The following is a 23620-nucleotide window of genomic DNA, read 5'->3' as shown; positions in this document are numbered from 1 at the left end:
TTGTGCCGACGATGACGTGACCGTCGGCAGGTTGGCGCCTGGAAGGGCGCGTACGACACGGGCAGGGGTGGTTGTCATCGGGAGCCGGTCATGAGTGAGACCGCGGCGCGGCCGAGTGAGACGCCAGAACAGAACGTGACGATCAGGTCCCGGCACAATGGGCTGGCCGTGTGGTTCCGCGAGCACGTGGTGGCGTCGTTCGACACGTTCGGCCGCCAACTCGGCCTGTTCGTCGAGGTATTCCGAACCCTGATCGTCGACATCGTCAAGCGACGGTTCCCGTTCGCCGAGTTCATTCGACAGTGCGCCTTCATGGCCAGCACGTCCGTGTTGCCCACGCTGCTCGTGGCCATCCCGATCGGCGTCATCGTCTCGATCCAGGTCAGTAACATCGCCGGTCAGATCGGCGCCACCTCGTTTTCCGGCGCGGCCACCGGCCTCGGCGTCATCCGGCAGGGCGCACCACTGGTGACCTCTCTGCTCCTCGCCGGTGCCGTCGGTTCGGCCATCGCCGCCGACCTGGGCTCGCGCACCATCCGCGACGAGATCGACGCCATGCGGGTGATGGGTGTCAATCCGATCGAACGATTGATCTCGCCCCGACTCCTCGCGACGATGGTCGTGAGTTTCCTGCTGTGCGGCTTCGTGTGCTTCGTCGGCTTCATCACCGGCTACGTGTTCAACGTGTACTTCCAGGGTGGGACCCCGGGCAGCTACACGGGAACGTTCGCTTCCTTCGCCTCTGTCTCCGACCTGTCGTTCGCTCTGATCAAATCGGTCATCTTCGGCGCCATCGGCGCCATCGTCGCCTGCGATCGAGGGCTGTCGACCAAAGGCGGTCCGGCGGGTGTGGCCAATTCGGTCAATGCGGCGGTGGTCAATTCGGTGCTTCTGTTGTTCACGGTGAACGTCATCCTCACGCAGATGTTCACTCTCCTCGTTCCGACGAAGGTGGTGTGAGGTGACCGCATCCCGGTATGTGCCACCTGTCCTGCGTCCCCTGGGCGCGGGCAAGGTCATCGTCACCGCGCCACGTGATGCGTTGGCGCAGATGGGACATCTGGTCACCTTCCTGGTCAGATCGATCGGCGCCGTGCCGCTGACATTCGTCCACTACCGCAAGGAGGTGTGGCGCCTGCTCTCCGACGTCGCCTGGGGTAACGGTGCGATCGTCGTCGGCGGCGGGACGGTCGGGGTCATGCTGATCCTCGGCATCATGGGCGGGGCGACGGTGGGCATCGAGGGCTACACCGCGTTGAATCTGCTGGGTATGGCGCCTGTGACCGGCGGACTCTCCGCGTTCGCGACCACTCGCGAGATCGGCCCGCTGCTGGCAGCGACTGCCTTCACCGCGCAATCGGGTTGCCGGTTCACCGCACAGCTGGGATCGATGCGGATCAGCGAGGAGATCGACGCGCTCGAATCGATCGCCATCCGGCCCATGCCCTATCTGGTCACCACCCGCATGCTCGCCGCCGTGATCGCGATCGTTCCGCTCTACGCGGTATCGCTTGCCGCGAATTACATTGCCTGTCAGGTCATGTTCCAGCTTCAGAGCGGCAAGGGCGCAGGCGACTACCTCTCGTATTTCGACTCGTTCATCCGTTCGCAGGATGTGCTGTTCTCCTTCGTCAAGGTGATCGTGTTCGTGCTGCTGACCACGTTCATCCAGTGCTACTACGGCTACTTCGCCTCGGGTGGACCCGAGGGCGTCGGGGTCGCGGCAGGCCACGCGATCCGCCTCGCGATCATCGTCATCGTGTTCGCGAACCTGATCATGACGCTCGTCTTCTGGGGCATGTCGTCCGGCGTTCGGATATCCGGATGAGGGGGGACCGATGAACGTCGCCACCGATGGGCGCAATCCCTCACTGCGCCAGTACGTTCTGCGCGGCCTGATCTTCGTCGTCGTCCTCGCCATCATGTTCGTCGTGCTGTTCATGCGCTATCAGGGTGCGTTCGATTCCGTGGTGCCGGTGCGCGCGCAGATGGAGGACATCGGCGATGGTCTCGTCGACAGTGCCGACGTGCGCTACAACGGTCTGATCGTGGGTGAGGTCAAGGCCATGGCGTTGTCGACGGAGACCGGAGCCGGCGGCAAACAACTCAAGGTGGTCGACATCGACCTCGATCCCGGTCAGGCGGAGGGTATTCCGGCGAACGTGACCGCTCGGACCGTTCCGTCGAATCTGTTCGGCGTGAACTCGGTCGAACTCGTCGCTCCCGGTCAGCCCGTAGCCGAACACATCTCCGACGGAGCCACCATTCCCGCCGACAGATCCCTCGCCACGATCAAACTGCAGGACGCGCAGAACGATCTCAGGACACTGCTGACCGCTGTTCCTCCCGAGCAACTGGCGACGGTGCTCGGCACCATCGCGGATGCGCTCCGGGGTGGCGGAGCCGTCTTCGGGATGTTCTCCGGCGAACTCAAGACCTATTTCGAGAGCATCAACGCACAGTTCCCCGACGGTGCTCCTTCCGGGTTCGACAACTTCAACGATTCGGTGACCGGTCTGGCGCAATCGGCCCCGGAGTTGTTGAACACGTTGGGGCGCAGCGTGATCCCGGCGATGACCATCGCATCGCACCAACGCGACATGACCGCCCTGCTGACCGCGGCGTCGAGCACCGTCGACCAGGCCCAGGCGCTGTTCGTGCGTAACGGAGACGTGGCCAAGCGTCTGGTTCCCGACCTCGACACCACTATCGGCGCGGTGACCCTCGAACCCGAGGCACTGCCGCAGGCCCTGACCGCTCTGAATGAACTGGCCGCCAGAGCCGTGACGGTGTTCACCGGGCTCAACGGGCATGTGCAGGTCAACATCGGACTCAGCTTCGGGGCGTTCAACCAGTACACGCGGGCCAACTGTCCGGTCTACAACGGCGGACCGTACGGGCAGGCGCGCGGACCGGGGTGTGTGGGTCCGGGAACCGGCACCGGCCCGACCAGTTCGGGTCCGTTGCTCGTCTCCCCGGCGTCGACTCATGTGAAGACTGATCCGACGCCGTCGGCCGCGGGGGCCGTGACCACCGATGCCGACAACGCGACACTGACAGCCGCGCTCGATCGTGCGCCCCGTGCCGCCGACACACTGATGCTCGGTCCGCTCGTGCAGTCGGTCTCGCTCGAACCCGCACAGGACAACCGCACGGGAGGAGGACGATGAGTGCTGTCGAGGGTTCGATCCGAAAGCCGTTGATAGGCTTCACAGTTTTCGCGGTCGTCGCGTTACTGCTGACCTACGTCATCTATTCGACATTGGAACGCTCCGTGTCCGGCCCCACACGCGACTTCTCGGCGTATTTCAACGACGCGTCGGGGCTCCTGGCAGGTGACGACGTCCGCATGGCAGGTGTCCGCGTCGGGCGCGTGCAGTCCATCGACCTCGACCATGGCCGCGCGAAGGTGACGTTCGAGGTGCAACAGGATCAGCCGGTGTTCACCACGACGCAGGCGGCGATCAGGTATCAGAATCTGGTCGGACAGCGGTATCTCGCCTTGTCGCGCAAGGACGATTCCAAGGAGTCGCCGCTGGCGCCGGGTTCGGCCCTGCAACAGCCGTCCCAGGATTCGTTCGACGTGACCAAGTTGCTTGCCTGCTTCCAGCCGGTATTCGACACCCTGCAGCCCGAACAGGTCAACGCGCTGTCGAACGGGCTGGTCCAGGCGTTCCAGGGCGACACCGTGTCGCTGAACACGACGGTGGCCCAGATCGGCAAGCTCGCCTCGGACATGGCCAACCGCGACGTGGTGATCGGTGCCATCATCGACAACCTCAGCGGCGTCATGCGTGACCTGTCCGTGCAGAAGCGTCAGCTCAGCGGTGTGGTCACCAGCGTCGCGTCACTCATCGAGAAGCTCAACGCGAATTCGGCCGCCCTCGGCAGGTCCGTCGACAACGTCGGGCGTACCGCGGCGGGATTCGCCGATGTTCTCGGCCGGTCGCGCACCGACCTCGCGGCCGCCGCGAACAACACCAGATACGCGACGAACGGCTTGATCGCTGCGGGAGCATCGCTCGATCGGACAGTGGTCGATCTGCCGAAGTTCCTCGCATTACTACCCAAGGCGATGCAGGAGGGGGCGTACCTGAACGTGTACGCGTGTGATCTCGACATCTCGATCGGCAATGTGCTCCTGCCGCCAGGGATTCTGAACAAGATCGGCGGCACCAAACACTCTCCGGTATGCCGATGAGCGGGCGCATGCGGCGAGGCTTCAACCGTCACCGACGCACGTGGTATGGCGTGATCGGTGCCGTGGTGATCGTTGGTCTCATTCTCGTGGTCACCGGGATCGGTCAGGCACACATCGGGAAGAAGTCCTACACAGCCGATTTCGCGCAGGCAGGTGGTATCCGGCCGGGCGACAAGGTCCGCGTCGCCGGCATCGATGTCGGTGAGGTGTCGGATACATCGCTGCAGCGTGATCACGTCAAGGTCACCATGAAGGTCGACAACGACGTCGACGTCACGTCCAACGGCTCCGCCGAGATCAAGATGTCGACGTTACTCGGACAGCGCTACGTCGATGTGTCACTGGGTGATTCGTCGCAGCCCGCGCCCGACGGCCGGATTGCGAAGACGGCCGTGCCCTACGACCTGCAGAAGACTCTCGAAGTGGGGACGCCCGTGATCGCGGGCGTCGACGACACCGCGCTCGCGCAGAGCATCACCTCACTCAACGCGCAGCTGTCCGACGCACCGGCTCTTGCCCGTCCGACCATCGATTCGCTGGTCGAGATGTCGAAGATCGTCACCAACCGTAAGGACCAGATCACGCAGTTGCTCGCCGACACGAACACCGTGACATCGGTGGTCAACGACACGCAGACACAGTTGGCGATCATCGTCGGGCAGGGTGGTCAACTCGCACAGAAGATCGCCGCGCGTGAGGCGTTGGTGACCAAACTCCTCGACGGCGTGGCGGCACTGGTCGATCAGTCGCGAGCCGTCGCCGCGGAGAACCGGGACAGCTTCGCGCCGATCATGGCCAACCTCGACACGATCAGCCAGGGTTTGCAGAAGAACCAGGAGAACCTGCGCAAGCTCCTGCAGATCCTGCCGGTCACCTCGCGGATGTTGAACAACATCATGGCCGACGGTCCGCATTCGACGGGCTACCTGCCGTGGGGGCTGTTCCCCGACAACTGGTTGTGCACCGCCCGGGTGGTGGACGGATGCTGAGCGTGCGGACCAGGCGACACAGGGTCACGGGCACGTGGTGGCGTCGGCCGACCATCGTCCTCGCGCTGACCATCATGGTCGTCGCACTGCTCTCGGGATGCTCGCTCGTTCCCGCGAGTTGGAAGGTGGCTTTCGGCTCCCAGATCGAGGTGACAGCCTTCTTCCCGAACGTCGCCGGTCTGTACAAGGACAACGACGTCGCCGTCCTCGGAATGCCCGTCGGACAGGTGACCTCCGTGCAGCAGCAGGGCAATCGCGTCAAGGTCACCTTCACGATCGACAAGAACGTCCCGGTTCCCGTCGATGCGACCCCTGCAATCGTGAACACCTCCATCGTCACCACCCGCCACATCGAACTCACGCCGGCGTATTCGGGTGGTCCGAAACTCACCGACGGCGCGATTATGAAGAACGAGGGCCGCAGTCCGGTGGCGGTGGGTGATCTCTTCGACGCCGTGGATCGACTCGTGACGTCGTTGAGTACCGACAAGGACGGGCAGGGCCCGATCGCCGACCTGGTGGACATCACCTCGGGCACGACTACGGGAAACGGGGAACGAATCCGAGAGGCCATCAACCAACTCGGTTCCGCGACCAACGTATTCGCGGGCAATGGCGATCAATTGACCCAGGTCATCAAGAACACACAGAAGATCACGGGTGCGCTGACCGCCAACTACCCGAAGATGACACAGTTCTCGTCATCGATCAGTCAGGTGGCGCAGATGCTGGGCCAGCAGGCCCCGGGCCTGACGGCCACGCTCGACGATCTCAACCAGACGTTGCTCAACACCTCGGAGTTCCTGAAGAACAACTCGACGACCATCAGTGACTCGACCGGAAGGCTGAGCGCCCTGGTGAACAATCTGAACGACTATTCACGACAGGTGGTCGAGACGATCGACGTGGCACCGCTACTGTTCCAGAACCTCGCCAACACCGTGTCGCCCGAGCAACGCGCATGGCGGATTCAGGTCCTGCTCGACAAGTCGCTGCTCGACGGTGAGGCGCTGAATGCCTTCTGTCAGCCGATCAACCTGCAGAAGAACGGTTGTCGCACCGGACAACTCAAGGACTTCGGGCCGGATCTCGGTGTGTTCTCGAGTCTGCTGGAGATGAGCAAATGAGGCAGTTCACGATCACGTTGGGCCCGCCGCGACTGCCGACGTCGCGTCCGCGCGTCGCCAGGTACCCAGGGCCGATCCGCCGACCACGCGTTGCCGGCGGCAGCAGGCGTACCGTCCCCGCGCTCCTCGCTCTGCTGGTCGCGGCGACGGTCGGCCTCTGTGGTTGTGGCGCGATGCCCGGACTGACCGTGGAACAACTGCCGTTGCCCGCACCCGGGGGCGTGGGTGACGGCAAAACGCTGACCGCCCGTTTCGACAACGCACTGAATCTTCCGAGCAGGGCCAAGGTCAAACTGAACGGAACAGATGTCGGCGAAGTCAGCGACATCACCGTGCACGACTACACCGCTGTGGTGACGATGAAAGTCGCCCGCGACGCGCAGATCCCGGTGGGGACCGGAGCAGAACTGCGCCAGGCGACACCACTCGGCGACGTCTTCGTGGCACTCATGCCGCCCGCCAACGTATCGGGCCCGTCGGTTGCCGACGGCGCGGTGTTGACGGGACCGACGTCGGCCGCGGCGACGGTCGAAGACATCCTCGTCTCGGCGGCGACGGTGGTCGACGGCGGCTCGCTCGGCTCGTTGCAACAGATCGTCACCGAACTCAGCGCGGCCGTGGCAGGGGGCCCGAGTAGCCCGGGCAATCTCCAGGGCGCGATCAAAGAGTTCACCACGGCGATCACACGGCTGAACACCAATTCCGCCGAGGTCGACCGCTCACTGCGAAACACGTCCCGGTTGACCGCCGACCTGTCGGCGGGACGCCCCCAGATCATGGCGGCGATCAACAAGCTCGGGCCGGCCATCGACACGGTGGACGATCAGATGAGTCTGATCCTGTCGACCCTCGACAAGACCACCAAGGTCACCGATGCCACCAACGATTTCGTCCGGAACGATTCCGACGGCCTCGTGTCGCTGATCGGGCATCTGAGAACGCTCACCGCCGAACTACGTGACGTACCACCGATTCTCGGACCCGTCTCCGACAACCTGCACGAGCTGACACCGAAGTTCGCCAAGACCATCCAGGGCAACTCTGTTGCGAGTTCGGCCAAGTTGTACTGGCTCACAACGGGATTCGGATTCGACTCGGCGAGCCGTCTGCCGGAACTGCAAGATCTCGAGTCCGGTGGGCAATCGCTGCAGCAGACGCTCACACGAATACTCGCCCAACTGAGCGGTACGAAGGGATGCTGCGGATGATGGGCTGGCTGCGCAAACACGCGAGTACGCTCGGCAACATCGGGCTCGTGGTCGTGATGTTGCTGGGGTTGGCCTACATCGGTTTCGGAGCCCTGAGCTGGCGGCCATGGCAGGGTACCTACCACCTGACCGTCAACTTCCCGATATCCGGTGGACTGCAAGACAGTTCGCGCGTGACGCTGCGAGGCGTGAAGATCGGCGAGGTCGATTCGCTACAGGTGCAACCGACGTCGGTGCAGGCGCACCTCTCGATCGACGACGACGTCAGGATCAACCGGAACGCACTGGTCTCGGCGCTCGGATTGTCGGCAGCTGGAGAACAATACGTCGATTTCACGCCGTCGACGAGCAGCGGGCCGTATTTCACCGACGGTGACACCATCGAGGTGAACCAGACCCACGTCACCGCGCCGTTCCCGGCGCTGCTCGAGTCCTCGCTGAACGTGATCAGCCAGATCGACCCGGTGAAGTTGCGTGCAACCGTGTCGAGTCTCGACGTCGCGCTCACCCCCGAGGCGGGTCAGGCCAATCAGCTCCGCACGTTCTTCGACGCCGCGGGCACGATCTTCGCGGACCTGCGTCGCGTCCTGCCCGAGACCACGAAACTCATCCAACAGACCGGGACGATTCTCGCCACCACAGCAAACACCCAACCCGATTTCGGGACCACGGTGTCGGGTGCGAGCGCGGTGATCAATTCCGCGGTCGCCGCGAACGCCGAGCTCAACACCCTGCTCGGCAAAGCGCCCGCACAGTTCACCAGCCTGAGCGGCTCGCTGAGCCAGATCCGGGATCCGCTGACCGGCGTGCTCCAACAGATCGCAGACATCGCGCGCCAGGGTGCGCTGCGGGCACCGGCACTGGCGACATTGTTGCCGTCGATCCGCGACGCCTCCTACACCAGTAAGGACATGTTCCACGACGGCGCCTGGTGGGTGATGGCGGCCATCTTCCCGAGGCCTTACTGCAACTACGCGGTGACCCCGATCAGGCCGACGAAGGTACTCGAAACGGTGATTCCCACCAATCTGTACTGTGTCACCGAAGACAAGAACCAGCAGATCCGCGGCTCGGCCAACGCGCCCCGACCCCCCGGGGATGACACCGCGGGGCCCGCCCTCGGAGCAGACCCCAACGCGCGAACGGTACCGCTGGGTTAGGGCGATCCGCACCGGCCCGATCCTCTGTCGAGCCAGTGCGTGACGTCGCACATCGCGCCTGCCGCCGATGGCAGGTGAGCACAATGAACTGGGAACACATGACAGCCGACAACAACACCGAAGCGTCCGCCACCGCCGCTGACGGCAGCCCGACTCCAGAAGGGGTAACTGCAGACGGCTCGAGTCCGGGCAGCACCGAGACGGTGGCGTCGAGGGATGCCTCGACGCGCAAGCCCCGGACGAAGAGCGCTCGCGCGGCCGCACGTTCGACCGGGGAGGTGGATCGGACCGGAAAAGCCGAAGGCGTCGACGATGGGCGTGACGACTCCACCTCCGATGGGGCGTCGGCGGCACAGGGGGAGGCCGACCGGGCCCCTGCCGCGAAGGCGCGCAGAGCATCTCGTGAGGTCTCGTTCACGATCAGCACCGGTGGAGTCCTCAAGGTGCTCGCGGGCCTGGTGGTCGTGGCACTGATCGTCGCCGTGGGGTTGCTCGGGTGGGGCTATCACCGCGATCAGCAGCGGTTGGCGGCGTTCGACGACGCCAAGGCGGCGTCGTCGGTGTTCACCGTCAAGCTCGTCAGCACGATGAACTCGGACGCGGTCGGCGACATGAAGACCCTGCTGGGCCCGCTGAGCACCGGCGAATTTCGCACGAACCTCGAGCGCGAACAGACCGACGGCACCAAGGCGCTGCGTGACCTCAACGTCAAGGCCACCCCGACCGTGAAATCCGTGTCCGTCGAGTCCTTCGACACCGACCGCGCCTCGACGGCCGTTTTGGTCGAGGTGTCAGGCACGAGCACGATCGCACCGAGCGGCGGCAAGGAACTGATGCTCGTCTGGCTGGACCTGATGAAGGAAGACGGTTCCTGGAAGGTGTCCAAACTCAGTGGCGCACAAGCAGGACTGGGTCAGCAGCAGGGTACGAACGGGCCCGCCGCCGACACGCAGGGCGGGGCTGCGAACCCGGCTCCGGCCCCTACTCCCGCTGCCCCGACACCCGCTGCCCCGACCCCTGCGCCCGGCGGGTGAGCCGCGAGCAGCCGATCACGCTCTCGTCGGCCGGGTGGTTGGGGTGTCGGCGGTCGAGCGCACGAGTATCGCGACCGGATTGGTGGCGCGCAGTTCACCGAGGTCGGTGACGTCGCGGTAGGTGGCACCCGTCAGCACGTCACGCCACGTCCCCGTCGGCAGGTCGAGGAAGGTGAGCGCCGCGTCCCCGATGAGGCTGTGGGTGAAGCGAGCGGTCACGACGATCACGTCGGCGACATCGCCGACGCCGCGCCCGAACGCGATGGCGTGGTCGGCTCCCGGCCCGTCGGCGTAGAGCGGAAGATAGCTGCTACCAGGCTCGAACGCGGCGGGCAGCGACGCACGCACGCCGAGCGCGGCCCGGACGAGTCTGGCCTTGGGGTGATCAAGCGAGCGGTCGAAGTCCACGGGGCGTCGGTTGTCGGGATCGACGAGCGAGTCGTCCCACCATTCGGTGCCCTGGTAGATGTCGGGAACACCGGGTCCGAGCAACGCGATCGCCTTGCGCGCCAACGCCTCCTGCTCCCACGCCGAGGCGATCCTCGACACGAAACGCGATATCGATTCGGCTGCGGCGCCGGTGGTGATCTCGTCGATCCAGGTATCGACCTGTGACTCGAACTCCGAGTTCACGGCGGTCCACGACGTGTGCAGCTCGGCCTCCCTCGTGGCCTTGCGCGCGTAGTCGTAGAGGCGTTGCCGGAGCTGATCGGTCACCACACCGGTGCCGGGTGGGTCGCCGACCGGCCAGACACCGACGATGTTCTGCAACAGGAAGTAGCCGGTCAGATCGTCCGGTGGGGGCCAGTTCGACCACAGTTCGTCGACGAGGAGCGACCACCGTTCCGGCACCTGTGCGATCAGCGCGACGCGGGCACGCACGTCTTCGCTGCGTTTCGTGTCGTGTGTGCTCGTCGCCGTCATCGCCCGCGGCCACTGTTCCGCGCGAATCTCGTTGTGTGTGTGAAAGTTCTGTAGGCTCAGCGTGGGGTCGGCCGGATCGCTGCCCACCTCGAGCGACGAGACGAGCCGCGCCGTCCGGTAGAAGAGACTGTCCTCGACGCTCTTCGCGGTCACGGCGCCGCCGGTCTGGGCGAGACGCGAGCTCGCGGCTCCCGGGTGTGCGGTCGCACTGATGATCGTGTCGACGGCCGCGGCCAGATCGGGCCGGCGAAGGGATATCTCGGCCGCGGTCTCGATCAAGAGCGGGCGCAGCGACGGGTAGTCGGCGCGGTAGACGGGCAGTCCGGCGATCAGTTCGGCCGTCGCCTCGGCCACCCCGGCGGCGTCTGCGCTCGGGTCCGAATGGGTGATCGCGCGGACGAGTCGGCGGTGTTCGGCCGCGAACTTCGCGTGCAACGTCGCCAGCTTCCGTTCACGCTCCTGTGCGTGCAGCCAATGGGAATCCCCGGGTTGCCCGGTGACCCGCAGGTGGATTTCGTCGAGTTCGACGACACCCGACGGTGCGGTGAAGACGGCGTCGATGATTCGCATCTGGTCATAGCCGGTGGTGCCATCGACCGGAAGTGTCGGTTCGAGCGGTTCGTCGGCGGCGAGGATCTTCTCGATGTAGAGCAGCGAGTCGGAACCGAGGTCGCTTCGCAGGTCGTCGAGGTAGGCCATCGGCTGCCACAGGCCGTCGGGATGGTCGACGCGTACCCCGTCGATGAGTTCCTCGTCGAGGAGCTCGTTGATCCACGTGTGCGTCGCGCGGTAGACCTGCTCGTCTTCCTGTCGCAGCCCCGCGAGCTCGTTGACGGTGAAGAAACGACGATAGCCGATGAGTCCGCTGTCCCACGGCACGAGTCGATAGTGTTGGCGCGCATGCACATCCTGTGCACTACCGCCGAGTGTTCCCGGGGCAGTGGGGAATTCGTGGTCGTAGTAGCGCAATATGCCGTGCGAGTCGACGGTCAGCGGCGACAGATCGCCGTCGGAGGCCACGACTGGAATGGCGATCTTCCCGGCACAGCCGTTCTCCGACGAGAAGTCGACGTCGAAGTACGAGGCGTGACGCGACCCGGGGCCGCGTCGCAAGAGGTCGGCGAACCACGGATTGCGCAGTACCTCCGCCACGCCCGTGTGATTGGGCACGATGTCGATGACGATGCCCAGTCCGCGTTCGGTCGCGGCGGCTCGCAGCGCACGGAGGCCGTCGATGCCGCCGAGTGTCGGAGCCACCTGAGGCGGCGGCACCCAGTCGTAGCCGTGTGTCGAGCCCGGCATGGCGGTCCCGATGGGTGACAGGTAGAGGTGGCTGACGCCCAGCGCCACGAGGTGATCGAGAATGCCGACAGTGTCGGCGAAGCCGAAATCCGGTGTCAGTTGTACCCGGTAGGTCGCGATCGGGTGACGGCGATCGCTTGTCGTCATGTCAGCTTACGGAGGACGAGGAGTGAGCGCGCACCGATCGTGACACTGCTGCCGCACGGCGCGGACTCGATGTCGGAGTCGCCCTGCGGGTGTCTGGTGTCGAGCACGCCCTCCCATTCGTTGCCGAGTCGCTCGGAGGCCAGCGTGAAGTCGATGTCCTCGTAGTGGGCGTTGAAACAGATCATGAAACTGTCGTCGGAGATCACCTCGCCACGTTCGTCCTTCTCGGCAATGCCGTTGCCGTTGAGGAAGACCGCGAGGCTCTTGCCGAATCCGCTGTCCCAGTCGGCTGTCGTCATCGCCTCACCGGACGGGGTCAGCCAGACGATGTCGAGCATGTCCTGCCCCCACCGGATCGGCTTTCCCGCGAAGAAGCGTCGACGCTGGAACACCGGATGTTTGGCACGCAGCGCTATGGCCTTGCGGGTGAACTCCAACAGATCGGAGTTCTTGTCCGCCAGGGACCAATCCATCCACGAGAGTGGCGAATCCTGGCAGTACACGTTGTTGTTGCCCTGCTGGGTGCGGCCGATCTCGTCGCCATGCGCGAGCATCGGCGTGCCCTGGGACAGGAACATCGTGGCGAGGATGTTGCGCTGTTGGCGCGCGCGCAGTTCGTTGACCTCGGGATCGTCGGTCGGACCCTCCACGCCGCAGTTCCACGACCTGTTGTGGCTCTCGCCGTCGCGGTTGTCCTCGCCGTTGGCCATGTTGTGTTTCTCGTTGTAGGACACCAGGTCCCGCAACGTGAAACCGTCGTGTGCGATGACGAAGTTGATGCTCGCCGACGGTCGACGGCCCGTGGATTCGTACAGATCGGACGAACCGGTCAGGCGTGAGGCGAACTCGCCGAGTGTCGCGGGCTCGCCGCGCCAGTAGTCGCGAACGGTGTCGCGGTACTTGCCGTTCCACTCGGTCCACAGCGGAGGAAAGTTGCCGACCTGATATCCGCCCTCACCGATGTCCCACGGCTCGGCGATGAGTTTGACCTGACTCACGACCGGATCCTGCTGCACCAGATCGAAGAACGCGGACAGCCGGTCGACGTCGTGGAGTTCGCGGGCCAGCGTCGAGGCGAGATCGAACCGGAATCCGTCGACGTGCATCTCGAGCACCCAGTACCGCAGTGAATCCATGATCAGCTGCAGCGTGTGTGGGTGGCGTCCGTTGAGGCTGTTGCCGGTTCCGGTGTAGTCCATGTACATCTCGGGCTGCCCGTCGACGAGACGGTAGTAGGCGCCGTTGTCGATACCGCGGAAGCAGATGGTCGGCCCGAGATGATTGCCCTCCGCGGTGTGGTTGTACACCACGTCGAGGATCACCTCGATGCCTGCGTTGTGGAACTCGCGGACCATCGCCTTGAATTCGGTCACTGCGCCGGCCGGTTGGTCTGGGTTCGACGCATACTCGAGATGAGGGGCGAAGAACCCGAACGTGTTGTAACCCCAATAGTTGCGTAACCCTTTGTCGCGCAACACGAAGTCCTGCATGAACTGGTGCACCGGCATGAGTTCGATCGCGGTGATGCCGAGCGCCTTGAGGTGTTCGATGATCACCGGGTGGGCGAGGCCCGCATAGGTGCCGCGCAGCGACTCCGGGATGTCGGGGTGGGTGGCGGTCATGCCCTTCACATGTGCCTCGTAGATCACCGTCTGGTGGTACGGCCGTCGCGGAGAGCGATCGTGTTGCCAGTCGAAGTACGGGTTGATGACCACGGAGAGCATCGTGTGGCCGAGTGAATCGAGTTGCGGCATGGACGGCGACGATTCGGTGTCGTCGTCGTCCGGCTTCTCGAGTGTCTCGGTGTCGGCGTCCTCGACGACGGCGTCGGCCGTCTCATCAGGCTCTGTCACCACCGCGGGTTCTGCGGCTTCCTCGGTGTCGACCGACGCGTCTCCAACGGCGCCCCCGGCCTCGGATTCGGTGTCGGCACCGTTCGATGCCGAGGCGTCGACGTCGGCCTGTGGGTCCGCCGCTGCCGAAGCGGGATCGTGGGCACGCGCGACGGTGGTCGAGGAGGTCTCGTAATCGTCCGACGACGGATCACCGGTGGCGCGCAACGACTGTTCGGCCGGGACGACCGGGGGAGCGTCGGCGGCGGGGGTGTCGGCACGGGACTCATCATGTGCGGCCTCATCGGAGTCCGCAGGCCCCTCCGATTCGGGTGCTGCCATCGCGTACGAGAACAGCGACGGATCTCCGTCGAAGTCGCCGTGGAACGCTTTGCCGTACGGGTCGAGCAGCAGCTTGGACGGATCGCAGCGCAGCCCGTTCACCGGCTCGTAAGGGCCGTGGATGCGGTAGCCGTAGAACTGCCCGGGCCCGACGTTCGGCAGATAACAATGCCAGCAATAACCGTCGACCTCGTCGAGGCGGATGCGGCGTTCGTGCCCGTCACGATCGATCAGGCACAGGTCCACTGCCTCGGCCACCTCGGAGAACAGTGAGAAGTTGGTTCCCACACCGTCATACGTCGCGCCGAGTGGGTATGGGGTGCCGGGCCAGACGGGAATCGGTTCCGGTTCGGGAATCACGAGAGCGTCGGCCTGCTCCTCGGTATCGGGGGGCAGCGACCCGGCTGTCGGACCGGACGATTGGCTCGGCGGCGCCGCCGTCGTCGAATCGGCGCTTCGTCCCACACTGTGCGCATCGACACCGGGGGCGGGCTCGTGAGGCGGTGTGGCCGCTGTGGCAGATGTGTCGCGCGACGCGGTGTCGTTGCTGGCGTCGTCGCTCGGCGGAACCGTCATGCCCACCTTTTCGCAGTCATGTGTTGACCCTAGCGGCGATGCGGGCTGTCTTCATCTCGGAGCCCTAGGGGTGTGACGCTCCCGTCCAGGGCAGTGCGGCGGCGAGCTGGCGTCCGACCTCGTCTGTCAGGCTGCGCACGTAGGTCGCGCTGAGATGATGCCAGTCCTTGTACACGATGATGTTGCCGACGATCGCTGGGCATTCCGTCGGTGTGCAGATGCCGTTCGAGACGTCGAGCGGGTGAAACAGTGGCTTGTCGGCGGCGAATGGCTGCGCGGGGTCGGTGGGTGAGAGGACGCGCGCTCGTTCGGAGCCGCACTCGGAGGCGGTTCCACCGTTGGACAGACACGTCGGGGTGTCGAGCGCGCCCGTCGGACCCATCGGCCACGGCGTGTCGCGCATTCCGAGCACGGGGATGCCCGCGTCCATGAACTGGGTGAAGATCGGCTTGTAGTCGTCGGGCATCCAGTCACCCGCCTGGAAGTCCCGCGGGCGGGTCGAGTTGGTGAACACGGCATCGGGCTTGTCCGCGATCACCTTGGCCATCACCCGTTGCACCCAGTCGTGGCATTGCGGATAGGGCACGCCGCGTTGCTTGGGTACGAGTTCGGTCGAGAGCGGACAGCCCATCTTGAGGTAGGTGGTGACCTTGAAGTGGTTGCGTTTGCCCAATTCGTCGAGCGCGGTGATCCAGAATTCGGCATGCGAGCCGCCCGCGAGGGCGATGGTGCGGGTGGCGTTGGGGTCGCCGTAGACGCCGACGTGGATCGCGGGATCCTCGAACGAACTCATGAATCCCTGCGTCGAGGTCTCGGGGAAGTCGCCCAGCACGGCGAGCGGTGTCGGCTGCGGGTCGAGTGCCGGTACCGGCCAGCCGTTGAGCAGTGCCCGCGCGCCGGGGTAGGAGTGTGGGTCGAGATTCGCGGTGTTGACGACGGTGTTGGCGACATGGCGATCCCAGAGGTTGACGCCGACGGCCACCCCGATCGATGCCACCACCAACACGGTGGTCACGACCGACGTGTAACTCAGCAGCCGAGAGCGACCTCGTCGATCGCCGCGCGCGAGTGTCGACCGGTCGCCGCCGCGCAGCGGGTCTTCGATGTAGCGCTTGGTCAGCCACGCCAGCCCGATGGACACCGCGAGGAGACCGATGCCCTCGATCACATTGGCGTGGTTCTTGTCGCGCCACGTCAGGTAGAAGATCAGCAGCGGCCAGTGCCACAGGTACAACGAGTAGGCGATAGTGCCGAGCCACACCGGGACCCGGCCGGCGAGAGCACGGCTGACCGCGGGCTGCGATTGATCGATGACCTCGTGGGCGCGGGGCCGCTCGAGTGCTGTGGCGCCCGCCCAGATGATGACGAGCGTCGATCCGACCGGCACCAGCGCCCACGGGCCCGGGTAGGAATCGACGCCGTCGATCCACCACCCACACGTCACGATGAGGGCAAGTGCGATCAGCGCCGCACCGTTGCGCAACCAGCGCGGCACGCGCCAGCGCGGCAACCAGATCGCCAGCAGGCCACCGGCCAACGGCTCCCACAGACGAGAAAGCGTGTCGTAGTAGTTCCACTGTTGGTTGACGCCCATCCGCATGTGCGCCCAGTAGAACGACACGGCGGCGATCGCCAGCAGTGAGATCCCGACAATGACGCGGATCGTCTGCGGCCGTGCGATCGGCCTGATGATCGACGAGAGAAGTTTGATGACCCCCGTCGCGATCACGGCCATGAAAAGGGTGCCGACGAAGAACTGTCCCTGGACCGACATCGACCAGATGTGCTGCAGCGGGCTGTTCGCAGAGCTTGCCGCGAGATAGTCCTGTGAATTCAGCGCCAGGTACCAGTTCTGGTAGTACAGCGCCGACGCGCGCAACTCTCTGCCGATGTTGAGCCAGCGGGTCTGCGGCAACACGATGACGGTGAGCACCGCAACCGCCACGAGAACGGTGAACAGGGCCGGCAGCAGCCGACGGAGCAGACGCTTCAGTCGTGGCCACGGATTGAGCGCCTCGATGAAGGTGACGTGTGACGCCTGACTGTTGATCGCGTGGCGCAACAACGAGCCGATGAAGAAGTAGCCCGAGAGTGCCAGGAAGACGTCGACGCCGCCCGAGACCCGTCCGAACCAGATGTGGAAGCAGGCGACCAGCATGATCGCGATCCCGCGTAGTCCGTCGAGGTCGGTGCGGTACGCGGGGAGGGGCGGGACGGGCTCGTTCCGAGCAGGGGTCGTCACCACTTGGGTTGGGGCTGCCACGTCGGTCGTGCTTGCTTCCGTGTCGGGGGGCTGGATGAGTGACGGCGTCGCCGACCGATCCACACTTCGAGGTGGACGGCGCACGCCGTACTCCGGGTAGGAGGCTACCCGCCCAGCCTGCGAAAAACCCATTCCGACCTGTCCGACACACGGTGCACTGCACCGGGCCCAGTCAGCTGCATCGGGCGTCGTCCACGTGCGCCCGCTGCCTGGCGCCGTCGAGCAACACACCGAGCGCGTCGTCGAACTCTGCTGCGAAGTCGCGTCCCGACGGTCCGATGACCCCCAGCCGCTCCATCTGGGCGCGGGTTTGCTCCTCGATGGTGAGTCCGATGATCAGCTGGCAGATCGCCGTCGCGACACCGCAGGCATCGCGTGCGGTGAGACCTCCGGAGATTGCGACGTCGGTCAGGTCGTCGGCGACCGTGCGCGTCCCCAGTCCGCTCGCCCAGGCCGACGAGACGACCTCGGCACTGTCGGGGACGGCGAGCAGTGCCGCCCGCATCCCGACTGCGATGGCGCCGAGTCGCCCATCCCACGACTGATCGGGATCCGTCGGGCCGATGTCGCCGAGAATGTCGTCGGCGAGCGCAGCGAGCAGCGACTGCTTGTTGGGGAAATGCCAGTACAGCGCGTTGGGGCGGACGCCGACCTCGCTCGCCAGTCTGCGCATCGAGAGGTCGGCCAGGCTGTGCTCGGTCAGGATGCCGCGCGCGGCGCGCAGGACGTCGGCGCGGTTGTTGCTCACGACGACAGGGTATCGGGGCTGCGGAACCGCTCCGTGGCATCGCCCCGCACCCTGTACAGTGTTCAGGAAATCCTGGACGGTGTCCAGGACGCTCCGGACCCGGCGAGGAGGATCGCACCACATGGACGCAGCCGAGATCAGCCGCATCGACGCCGCGCACATCTGGCATCCCTACGGTGCGATGCCGTCGTCGACGACGCCTCGAGTCGTCCGCGGTGCCGAGGGGGTGCGGCTGACACTGGGCGACGGCACCTCCGTCGTCGACGGTATGAGCTCATGGTGGGCAGCCATCCACGGCTATCGTCATCCGGTACTCGACGCGGCGGTACGCGAACAACTCGACTCCATGAGTCACGTCATGTTCGGCGGCCTGACCCATGAACCGGCTGCCCGACTCGCGCAACTTCTTGCCGACATCACACCCGAACCATTACAGAAGGTCTTCTTCTGCGATTCAGGGTCGGTCTCCGTCGAGGTCGCGGTCAAGATGGCACTCCAGTACTGGCGCAGCCGCGGTGAGCCCGGCCGTACCCGACTGTTGACCTGGCGCGGCGGGTACCACGGCGACACGTTCACCCCGATGAGCGTCTGCGACCCCGACGGGGGTATGCACGCGATGTGGCGAGGGGTTCTCGCCGACCAGGTGTTCGTGCCGAGACCACCGACCGACTTCGATCCCGCGTACGTCGACGCCGTCGAGGCCGCGGTCGTCGGGCAGCGCGACGCATTGGCGGCCGTCATCGTCGAACCGCTGGTCCAGGGTGCAGGCGGAATGCGGTTCCACGATCCCGCATATCTCGGCGAGCTCCGTCGCATCTGCGACGAACAGAACGTGCTGTTGATCTTCGACGAGATCGCCACCGGCTTCGGGCGTACCGGCGAACTCTTCGCGGCCGACCACGCGTCCGTCTCGCCGGACATCATGTGCGTCGGCAAGGCGTTGACCGGCGGATACATGACGCTGGCTGCGACACTGTGCACCACCGCGATCGCGGAGACGATCAGCGTGGGGGAGGCGGGCAGCCTCGCTCACGGCCCCACGTTCATGGCCAATCCGCTCGCATGCGCGGTCGCGGTCGCATCCACGGAACTACTGCTCCAAAGCCCGTGGCGACGTCGCGTCGCCGACATCTCCGATGCGCTGGCGCGAGGTCTCGCTCCGCTGATCGACGTCGCAGGCGTGCGTGACGTCCGCACGTGCGGTGCGATCGGCGTCGTCGAACTCGACGACGAGGTCGACGTCGCCGTGGCCACGGATGCCGCTGTCGCCGCAGGTGTCTGGGTGCGTCCGTTCCGCAACCTCGTCTACACCATGCCGCCGTTGGTGTGTACCGATGCCGACGTCGAGACCATCTGCGCGGGAATCGTCGCGGCCGTCGAAGCCCTGTGTCCGCAACTGGCAGGCGTGGGAGGCGGCCGATGACCCGGGAGACCGTCGCCGGGCCTCGCGCATTCTGCGCCGGGGACGTGGTGCGCGCGACACGTCACCCGATCGCAGACGACGCCTCGGCGCTGGACTGGCTGGGCGAGGCCGCCGCCGCGCGCGATGCGGCAGGGCTGCATCGCGTTCCGCACGTCCGCGACGTCGACGCCCCCCTTCTCAACCTCGCATCCAACGACTACCTCGGACTGTCCACGCATCCGGCGGTGATCGCGGGCGCCCACGCGGCTCTGGACTCCTTCGGTGCAGGTTCGACGGCCTCGCGCCTGGTCGCGGGGACGACGCGCCTGCACATCGATTTCGAGGAAGAGATCGCTGATTTCCTCGGTTTCGACGCTGCGCTCTGCTTTTCCTCCGGTTATCTCGCGAATGTCGGTGCCATCACCGCGCTTGCCGGGCGCGGTGACCTCATCGTGTCCGACACGGGCACCCACGCCTCGCTGATCGACGGCTGTCGACTGTCCCGGGCGCGGGTGGTCGTGGTCGATCGGGGCGACGTCGACGCCGTCGCGGCGGCGTTACGTAACCGCGCCGAATCGCGTGCGTTGGTTGTCACCGACTCCGTCTACTCCGTCGATGGCGAGCCTGCGCCGGTCGGGCAGCTCTATCGCACGGCCCGTGAGCACAATGCTGTGCTGCTCGTCGACGAAGCGCATGCGCTCGGGGTGCGCGGCCCCGGCGGACGCGGTGTCGTCGCCGAATCGAAGCTCTCGGGGGCGCGCGACCTGGTGGTGACCGCGGTGTGCTCCAAATCCCTTGGTGCGCAGGGTGGCGTCGTGCTCGGCTCGGGTGAGATCCGTGAGCACCTGGTCGACGTCGCGCGCACGTTCATCTTCGACACCGGACTCAATCCCGCGGCGGTCGGCGCGGCTCGCGCGGCTCTCGGCGTGTTGCGCGCACAGCCGGAACTGCCGGAGCGGCTGCGCCACAACGCCATACGGATGGCCCACAGCCTCGACGCGCCCGTCCCGGCTGCCGCGGTCATCTCGCGCATCGTCGGTGATCCGCAGCCCGCGGTGGAGGCCGCTGCGCGGTGTCGGGACCGGGGTGTACTCGTCGGCTGCTTCCGCCCGCCGTCGGTACCGGCAGGCACGTCGCGACTGCGTCTGACCGTTCGTGCCGATCTCGACGACGCCACTGTCGACCATGCGGCGCAGGTCGTCGGAGAAGCACTTGCGACGCGTTCCGTCGTGCACGGGGGAGGTGTCCGATGAACTCGTCGACGGGCGGCGATGTACTGCTGGTCACCGGAACGTCGACGGACGTCGGCAAGACGATCGTCACCGCGGCGCTCGCAGCGGCCTGCAGTGCGGGCGGGAAGAGCGTGGCGGTGTGCAAACCCGCACAGACGGGTGTCGACGCGGGAGAGCCGGGCGACCTCGCGGCCATCGCCGCCTTGGTCGGCGAGGTCGACGTCACCGAGTGCGCCCGGTATCCCGAGCCGCTCGCCCCGGAGACCGCGGCGACGCGAGCCGGGCTCGCGCAGCTCGAACTCGCGACCGTCGTCGACTCCGTGACCGAGCTCACCGGGACACACGACCTGACCCTCGTCGAGGGTGCGGGAGGTGTCATGGTGCGGCTGGGCACCGACCTGACCGCACTCGACGTCGCCGATGCCCTTGGCGCTGCTGCACTCGTGGTCACGCCTGCCGGTCTGGGTGCCCTCAACCATGCGGAGCTGACCGTCGAGGCGTTGCGCGCCAGGGGAATTCGTCCGGCAGGTCTCGTCATCGGTTCGTCGCCCGACGATCCCGACCTCGCCATGCGCTGCAATCGGGACGACCTGCCCCGTCTGACAGGCGTTCCGCTTGTCGGAGTCATCCCCCAAGGCGTGGGGAGCCTCGCTGCTCACCGGTTCCGCACCGCCGCACCCACCTGGTTCGACCCAGGCTTCCTCGCGAGTCTCGTCGCTCGTCCCACGGCCGAGACCCGCACGGCCGATCAGCCCATCGAAGGAGTTCACGCATGACACAGGCCCCCGTCGATCCGACGATCACACCCCCTGCCGACCAGGCATCCACTGCTGACCAGGCATCCACTGCTGACCAGGCACCCGCTGCCACCGCCGACATCCTCGCGATTGCGCGTACCCGGGTTCTCGAGCGCGGTGAGCCACTCGACCGCGACCAGGTCCTCGAGGTGTTGCGACTGTCCGACGATCGACTCACCGAGCTGCTGCAGCTCGCGCACGATGTCCGGATGCGATGGTGCGGACCGGAGGTCGAGGTCGAGGGGATCATCTCGCTCAAGACCGGTGGCTGCCCGGAGGACTGCCACTTCTGCTCGCAGTCGGGATTGTTCGCGTCGCCGGTACGCAGCGCGTGGATCGACATCCCCTCGTTGGTGGAGGCCGCGAAACAGACCGCGAAGACCGGCGCGACCGAGTTCTGCATCGTCGCGGCGGTACGTGGCCCAGACAAGCGGCTGCTGTCCCAGGTCGCCGCGGGAATCGAGGCCATTCGCAACGAGGTCGACATCCAGATCGCGTGCAGCCTCGGCATGCTCACCCAGCAGCAGGTGGACCAGTTGCGGGACATGGGCGTTCATCGCTACAACCACAACCTCGAAACCGCCCGTAGCCACTTTCCGAACGTCGTCACGACGCACACGTGGGAAGAGCGTTGGGACACGCTGCGCATGGTGCGCGACGCGGGTATGGAGGTGTGCTGTGGCGGAATTCTCGGTATGGGCGAGTCGCTGGAGCAACGGGCTGAGTTCGCTGCCGACCTCGCAGCCCTCGAACCCGACGAGGTCCCGCTCAACTTCCTCAACCCGCGCCCGGGGACTCCGTTCGGTGACCTCGACGTGCTGCCGGCGAGTGAGGCGCTCAAGGCCGTCGCTGCGTTCCGGCTCGCGTTGCCCAGGACGATTCTGCGTTTCGCGGGCGGGCGGGAGATCACACTCGGCGACCTCGGCGCCAAGCAGGGCATTCTCGGTGGCATCAACGCGGTCATCGTCGGCAACTACTTGACCACGCTCGGCAGGCCGGCCGAGGACGACCTCGATCTCCTGCACGATCTGTCGATGCCCATCAAGGCGCTCAACGACAGCATCTGATGGCCACACTCGAGAACGCCCGGATGAGTGGCGTGCATACTCGAACTCGATGAACCACACGGTGAGAGGATGCCGATGACCCCGACACCCACGGTCGACCCCCACGTGGCACACGCCATCGACATTCCCGGTCCGCTCGACGAACCGTGCCGGTACGGCGTGTACACGGGCATCGAGCTCGACCTCCAGTCGTCCGACGCGGTGCCCGCGGCGGCTCGACTCGGTCTCGAGCCCCCGCGGTTCTGTGGTCAGTGCGGTCGGCGAATGGTCGTACAGGTGCGTCCCGACGGCTGGGACGCCCGTTGCTCCCGCCACGGCGACGTCAATTCGTCACACGTGGGACGACGATGACGGCGAGCAGCGCATCGGTTGCTCCGGGATTCGCTAGGACGTCACGTCCGCGTCGCCATTCGGTCGCGCCGCTCGTCGCCGTCGGAGCCGTCGTGCTGTTACTCGGTGCCGTGTTCGGCGCGGTGTGGGCGGTCACGACCCCCGCTGTGACCGGGACCGTCACGCCGGACGGTGCGGCGGTGCCCGCCGAACAGCTCGGTGAGGAGTTCGCGGGCGTTGCGGTCTTCGCGTCCTGGATGCTGGCGTATGGGGCGATCGCGGCCTTGCTGGCCTGGTTCGCGTCCCGGTACTGGCGCGGACTGATCGGTTATGCGGTCACGTTCGTGACGACGGTGGTCGGCACCGCGATCGCGGGCGCGATCGGCACATGGGTCGCCGAACTGCACTTTCCGGACCCGCATGAGGTGTCGATGGGGCAGACGTTTCGTCTGGTTCCTGATCTCGTACTCGACGGTGCGACGCGCAACGGATTCTCGGCGCCGTGGATTCTGCTCATCTGCGCACCGTTGGCCCTGAGTCTTGTCTACCTGGTGTGTGCGCTCGCCACCAGCGACGCCGATCTCGGCGTCGGTGACGGAGTCGACGACCTGCCGCAGCAGCCACTCACGGCGGGGGTTTGAGGGTCGCGAACTCGTCGGTGACCCGCAACTCGTTGTCGGCGAAGGCGTACAGCGCAGGTGGACGGCCGCCCGTGCGCCCGGTCCGTCCGACGGTTCCGGTGGCGACGACGACGCCACGTCGACTCAGAATCCTCAGTAGGTTGGTCGTGTCGACAGGGTAACCCAATGCGGCGCAATAGATTTCGGAGAGTTCCGACATCGGGAACCGGGCCGGGGCGAGTGCGAACGCGATATTCGTGTACGAGAGTTTTCCCGCCAGTCGTCGACGCCCCGACGCGATGATGTCCGCGTGATCGTG

The 23620-nt window shown here is 65.8% G+C and carries 20 protein-coding genes; 15 read left to right on the top strand and 5 right to left on the bottom strand.

From position 1 onward, the window contains the following. Positions 1-90: 90 nt before the first annotated feature. The 9 genes from GOOTI_RS10180 to GOOTI_RS10140 all read left to right on the top strand — a co-directional run bounded on the left by GOOTI_RS10180 (position 91) and on the right by GOOTI_RS10140 (position 9719). Positions 91-960, top strand: coding sequence for an MlaE family ABC transporter permease (locus GOOTI_RS10180; protein ID WP_007238503.1), 870 nt, complete (start codon positions 91-93; stop codon positions 958-960). Between the two features lies 1 nt (position 961). Next, positions 962-1828: an MlaE family ABC transporter permease gene (locus GOOTI_RS10175; RefSeq protein ID WP_007238502.1), complete on the top strand. Its 867-nt coding sequence runs from the start codon at positions 962-964 to the stop codon at positions 1826-1828. 10 nt (positions 1829-1838) lie between these two features. Beyond that, positions 1839-3170, top strand: coding sequence for an MlaD family protein (locus GOOTI_RS10170; RefSeq protein ID WP_007238501.1), 1332 nt, complete (start codon positions 1839-1841; stop codon positions 3168-3170). Continuing rightward, entirely contained in the window at positions 3167-4201 is a 1035-nt protein-coding gene (locus GOOTI_RS10165) for an MCE family protein (protein WP_007238500.1), read from the top strand. Before GOOTI_RS10170 ends, GOOTI_RS10165 begins: the two co-directional genes overlap by 4 nt. A gap of 8 nt (positions 4202-4209) precedes the next feature. Then, positions 4210-5190 (top strand): MCE family protein, encoded by a 981-nt coding sequence (locus GOOTI_RS10160; RefSeq protein WP_007238499.1) that lies wholly within the window; start codon positions 4210-4212, stop codon positions 5188-5190. Beyond that, positions 5184-6317, top strand: a complete 1134-nt coding sequence (locus GOOTI_RS10155; protein WP_007238498.1) for an MCE family protein — start codon at positions 5184-5186, stop codon at positions 6315-6317. The genes GOOTI_RS10160 and GOOTI_RS10155 overlap by 7 nt, the downstream gene beginning before the upstream one ends. Further along, the gene (locus GOOTI_RS10150; RefSeq protein ID WP_007238497.1) at positions 6314-7525 is read left to right on the top strand and encodes an MlaD family protein; all 1212 of its coding nucleotides are present in this window, start codon (positions 6314-6316) and stop codon (positions 7523-7525) included. The genes GOOTI_RS10155 and GOOTI_RS10150 overlap by 4 nt, the downstream gene beginning before the upstream one ends. Then, entirely contained in the window at positions 7513-8685 is a 1173-nt protein-coding gene (locus GOOTI_RS10145) for an MCE family protein (protein ID WP_007238496.1), read from the top strand. The genes GOOTI_RS10150 and GOOTI_RS10145 overlap by 13 nt, the downstream gene beginning before the upstream one ends. Positions 8686-8768: 83 nt before the next feature. Continuing rightward, complete coding sequence (locus GOOTI_RS10140; RefSeq protein ID WP_007238495.1) at positions 8769-9719, top strand: Rv1363c family protein; 951 nt, start codon at positions 8769-8771, stop codon at positions 9717-9719. A gap of 15 nt (positions 9720-9734) precedes the next feature. Here GOOTI_RS10140 and treY read toward each other — a convergent pair whose 3' ends face one another. The 4 genes from treY to GOOTI_RS10120 all read right to left on the bottom strand — a co-directional run bounded on the left by treY (position 9735) and on the right by GOOTI_RS10120 (position 17853). After that, positions 9735-12092: a malto-oligosyltrehalose synthase gene (gene treY, locus GOOTI_RS10135; protein ID WP_007238494.1), complete on the bottom strand. Its 2358-nt coding sequence runs from the start codon at positions 12090-12092 to the stop codon at positions 9735-9737. Beyond that, positions 12089-14842: a glycogen debranching protein GlgX gene (gene glgX / locus GOOTI_RS10130; RefSeq protein ID WP_007238493.1), complete on the bottom strand. Its 2754-nt coding sequence runs from the start codon at positions 14840-14842 to the stop codon at positions 12089-12091. The genes treY and glgX overlap by 4 nt, the downstream gene beginning before the upstream one ends. A 64-nt stretch (positions 14843-14906) precedes the next feature. Continuing rightward, positions 14907-17105: an acyltransferase family protein gene (locus GOOTI_RS10125; protein ID WP_007238492.1), complete on the bottom strand. Its 2199-nt coding sequence runs from the start codon at positions 17103-17105 to the stop codon at positions 14907-14909. A 172-nt stretch (positions 17106-17277) separates the two neighbouring features. Continuing rightward, entirely contained in the window at positions 17278-17853 is a 576-nt protein-coding gene (locus GOOTI_RS10120) for a TetR family transcriptional regulator (RefSeq protein WP_007238491.1), read from the bottom strand. Between the two features lie 121 nt (positions 17854-17974). On the opposite strand from GOOTI_RS10120, the gene GOOTI_RS10115 reads away from it, so the two are divergent. From GOOTI_RS10115 to GOOTI_RS10090, 6 genes are all read left to right on the top strand, one after another. Beyond that, the gene (locus GOOTI_RS10115; RefSeq protein WP_007238490.1) at positions 17975-19276 is read left to right on the top strand and encodes an adenosylmethionine--8-amino-7-oxononanoate transaminase; all 1302 of its coding nucleotides are present in this window, start codon (positions 17975-17977) and stop codon (positions 19274-19276) included. Beyond that, positions 19273-20508, top strand: a complete 1236-nt coding sequence (locus GOOTI_RS10110; protein WP_007238489.1) for an 8-amino-7-oxononanoate synthase — start codon at positions 19273-19275, stop codon at positions 20506-20508. The genes GOOTI_RS10115 and GOOTI_RS10110 overlap by 4 nt, the downstream gene beginning before the upstream one ends. Beyond that, on the top strand, positions 20505-21263 hold the full coding sequence (gene bioD, locus GOOTI_RS10105) for a dethiobiotin synthase (RefSeq protein ID WP_007238488.1): 759 nt from the start codon (positions 20505-20507) through the stop codon (positions 21261-21263). The genes GOOTI_RS10110 and bioD overlap by 4 nt, the downstream gene beginning before the upstream one ends. After that, a complete protein-coding gene (gene bioB, locus GOOTI_RS10100; RefSeq protein ID WP_007238487.1) occupies positions 21260-22351 on the top strand; it encodes a biotin synthase BioB in 1092 nt (363 codons plus the stop codon). Before bioD ends, bioB begins: the two co-directional genes overlap by 4 nt. 75 nt (positions 22352-22426) lie before the next feature. Continuing rightward, a complete protein-coding gene (bsaP, locus tag GOOTI_RS10095; RefSeq protein ID WP_007238486.1) occupies positions 22427-22702 on the top strand; it encodes a biotin synthase auxiliary protein BsaP in 276 nt (91 codons plus the stop codon). After that, positions 22699-23322 carry a DUF2567 domain-containing protein gene (locus GOOTI_RS10090; protein ID WP_007238485.1) on the top strand — a complete coding sequence of 208 codons (624 nt, stop codon included), beginning with the start codon at positions 22699-22701 and terminating at the stop codon, positions 23320-23322. Before bsaP ends, GOOTI_RS10090 begins: the two co-directional genes overlap by 4 nt. Here the strand turns inward: GOOTI_RS10090 and GOOTI_RS10085 are convergent. After that, positions 23306-23620, bottom strand: a 315-nt coding sequence (locus GOOTI_RS10085; protein ID WP_007238484.1) for an NrtR DNA-binding winged helix domain-containing protein, incomplete at its 5' end; no start/stop codon positions are given. The two genes, GOOTI_RS10090 and GOOTI_RS10085, sit on opposite strands and share 17 nt — an antisense overlap.

This window comes from Gordonia otitidis NBRC 100426 (assembly GCF_000248075.1).
GTDB lineage: Bacteria > Actinomycetota > Actinomycetes > Mycobacteriales > Mycobacteriaceae > Gordonia > Gordonia otitidis.
Note: the sequence above shows the minus strand (reverse complement) of the source record. Positions and strands in the feature narration are given on the sequence as shown.